This window comes from Streptomyces yokosukanensis (genome assembly GCF_001514035.1).
Lineage (GTDB): Bacteria > Actinomycetota > Actinomycetes > Streptomycetales > Streptomycetaceae > Streptomyces > Streptomyces yokosukanensis.
Genome location: NZ_KQ948223.1, coordinates 161,519 through 164,157, shown reverse-complemented (window position 1 = coordinate 164,157; position 2,639 = coordinate 161,519). Strand labels below are relative to the sequence as shown.

Sequence of the window (2,639 nt, the reverse complement as noted above, 5' to 3'; positions counted from 1 at the left end):
CCGGGGCTCGTCGGTACTTAAGCGGAGAGAGGGACCTGCTCGGCCCGGAGCCGGTGCGCATCGCCACCACGGCGTACGCGGAGACCGAGGACCACATCGGTCGCTTCCTCGGCGAGTCCTGCCGGATCGAGCCGGGCCTGAGGGCGGAACAGGCCGGTCTGTACGCGGCCTACAAGAGGTGGTGTCAGAGCGAGGGAGCGCCGGCTGTTTCGTCCCGGGCCTTCGCGGCCCGGGTGCGTGAGGTGATGGGACTGGCGTCGCCCAAGGAGATGATCCTGTCCAACCAGCGGAAGTACTACCCGGGCATCGGACTGGTCGCCGACGAGGAGACAGCATGAGGACCCTCGTCGGACCGGACTTCTATCCGGCGTACTGCAGTCCGTAGGAGGCCAGGCCGCAGTCGGCCGCCAGGTCGGTGGCACGCTCGAGGAACACGGCGCCCGCGGCATCGCCGAGGGCGTCGAGGGCCTGCGCGTAGTCGGCCATGACCCGGGCCAGTTCGATACGGTCCTTGCAGCGGCGTGCCTCGTCGACGGCGCGGGCGAGCGTTCGCAGGCGCCTGCCGGGGGTGTCGGTGGTGGCGAGCAGGCGCAGGGCGACGGCCCGGTGCCGGGGGCCGAGGGCCGGGACGGCGAGTTCCTCGATGAGCAGTGCGCGGGCCTGGCCGCCGCGGCCCGAGCAGAGCAGAGCCTCGGCGATGTCGCTGCGCCAGGGCAGGTGGGGCAGCCGACCGGTTCCGTGCCGACGGGCCAGGCGGGCGGCGGCCGAGAAGACGTCGAGGGCGTCCTGGTGGCGGCCCTCGGCCAGGTGGAGCCGGCCTTGGGCGCGCAGCCAGGGCACACCGGACCAGCCGGATTCCGGTGCGGGCCGGTCGAGATGGGCAGCCGCTTCCTCGTATCGACCCTGGGCGAGGAGGACTTCCCCCCGTACGGCGGCGAGCCACAGCCACAGCGAGGCGGGCCTGGTCCCCATGGCGTCCTGGGCCGCAGCAGCCTCGTGTTCGGCGGTGATGAGGTCGCCGAGCTGGAGGAGAGCCTCGGACCGCAGGGTGCGGAACGCGGTGGCCCAGGAGGGCGTCCGGGCCTGCGAACGGAGTTTGCCGCACCAGGTCGCGGTCCGGTCGGGGGCGCCGTTGTGCAGCAGGACGCGGGCCGCGTGGAGCAGGGCCGGGTATGTGGCGGGGGCCGGGACGACGGAGCGCAGAAGCCGTTCGGCCGCGCGGGCGTTGCCGGGCCGGATGGTGAGATGCCCGGTGTGCCAGTGGGGCGGCACGACGCGCTCGCAGTGCGAGGACCGGGCGGGGTGGGGAGTGCTGTTCTCAGGGCCGTCGGACCGCTGCGGCATGACGGCGCGTCGGGTCGTCGAGGTGGACTCCATCGGGTCAGTGAACTTGAGAGCCATGGTGGGGGACAGGCACTTCAGGGCGGTCTTGAGCGGTTCTCGTGCGAAGGACGAGGCGTGCGTGGCAGCGACTGGGGGGCAGCGACCGGGACGGGGATGGGTCGCTGGTGGGTCGTTTGGTTAAAAGCCCAGGTCAGAGGTGCTTTTGGAGGGATGGCAGCGACTGAAGCGACTCAAGGTCTGGGTATACCAAGACATTCGCGTGTGAGCGCGTATGCGTGTGCCCGCGTGTGAGTGCGTCATATATGGTGAGCTTGAGTCGCTACAGTCGCTGTTCGTTCGCTTGGAAGGCCTGTGACCTGCGGCTTCAACGAGCTGCTGGAGCAGCGACCGAACGCCGTACGGTCGCTCCGGTCCAAGAACAGTCGCTCACGCACCAAGAGGGAACCTGTCGCACAGGTGTCCCTTCCATTTCACAGCTGCTTAGCTAGTCTGTGTCTGTTGTTGGGTCGCTTCGGTCGCTGACGGGGGAAACACATGGCGATGAGCTGCGGGTTCGGGGGGTGTCGCCGTTGACCCGTGGCCACAGTGACGCGCTCTTCGACGCCGGTGCGGTCGCCGCGCAGATCTTGGCCCAGCCCGTGCCCACGTCCCCTACGGAGGACCAGGGTGGTGTTCCGGCGGTTGGTGGGGCCACGGTTGACGGGTTGTTGCCGGATACGTTGAGTGATCGGGGTAATGCGAAGCTGTTCGTGAGTCTGTATGCGGACGACTATCGGCATGTGCCTGGTCTCGGGTGGTTTCGGTGGGACAGTACGCGGTGGCAGATCGACGAGGATGACACTGTCCTGTGGGCCGCCGGAGACCTCGCCGAATCCCTCGCCTGTACTGATCCGCGCGGTGTCTACAGCACGGCAGAACTCCAGCGCCATCGCAGGCGCGCCCTGAGCACGAGCGGGATCAGCGCGATGTTGACTCAGGCGAAGTCTGCTCCGGGGATGGTGTTGAACGCGGCGCTGCTGGACGCCGATCCGTACGCCCTGTGTACGCCGGCGGGGATCGTGGACCTGCGTACCGGGCTGACGCGTAGGCCTGATCCGAACAAGGACTTCCACGCCTGCTCCACCACCGCGGCTCCGGAGCCCATGCCGACGCCTCGGTGGGACCGGTTTTTGGTCGATACCTTCGGGGAGGGTGTCGAGGGTGCGGAGATGATCGGCTTCCTGCAGCTGCTCCTGGGGTATTCGATCACCGGTGACGTGGGTGCTCAGGTGATGCCGTTCCTGTTCGGTTCGGGC

2 protein-coding genes and 1 pseudogene are annotated in these 2,639 nt (G+C 68.7%); 2 read left to right on the top strand and 1 reads right to left on the bottom strand.

The genetic code is table 11. The features are described 5' to 3' along the window. Positions 1-338, top strand: a 338-nt coding sequence (locus AQI95_RS35030; RefSeq protein ID WP_244188942.1) for a primase-like DNA-binding domain-containing protein, incomplete at its 5' end; no start/stop codon positions are given. Between the two features lie 22 nt (positions 339-360). Here the strand turns inward: AQI95_RS35030 and AQI95_RS35025 are convergent. Next, complete coding sequence (locus AQI95_RS35025; protein WP_159056631.1) at positions 361-1,377, bottom strand: tetratricopeptide repeat protein; 1,017 nt, start codon at positions 1,375-1,377, stop codon at positions 361-363. Between the two features lie 536 nt (positions 1,378-1,913). On the opposite strand from AQI95_RS35025, the pseudogene AQI95_RS35020 reads away from it, so the two are divergent. Beyond that, positions 1,914-2,639, top strand: a pseudogene (locus AQI95_RS35020) (DNA primase); the annotation flags it as partial.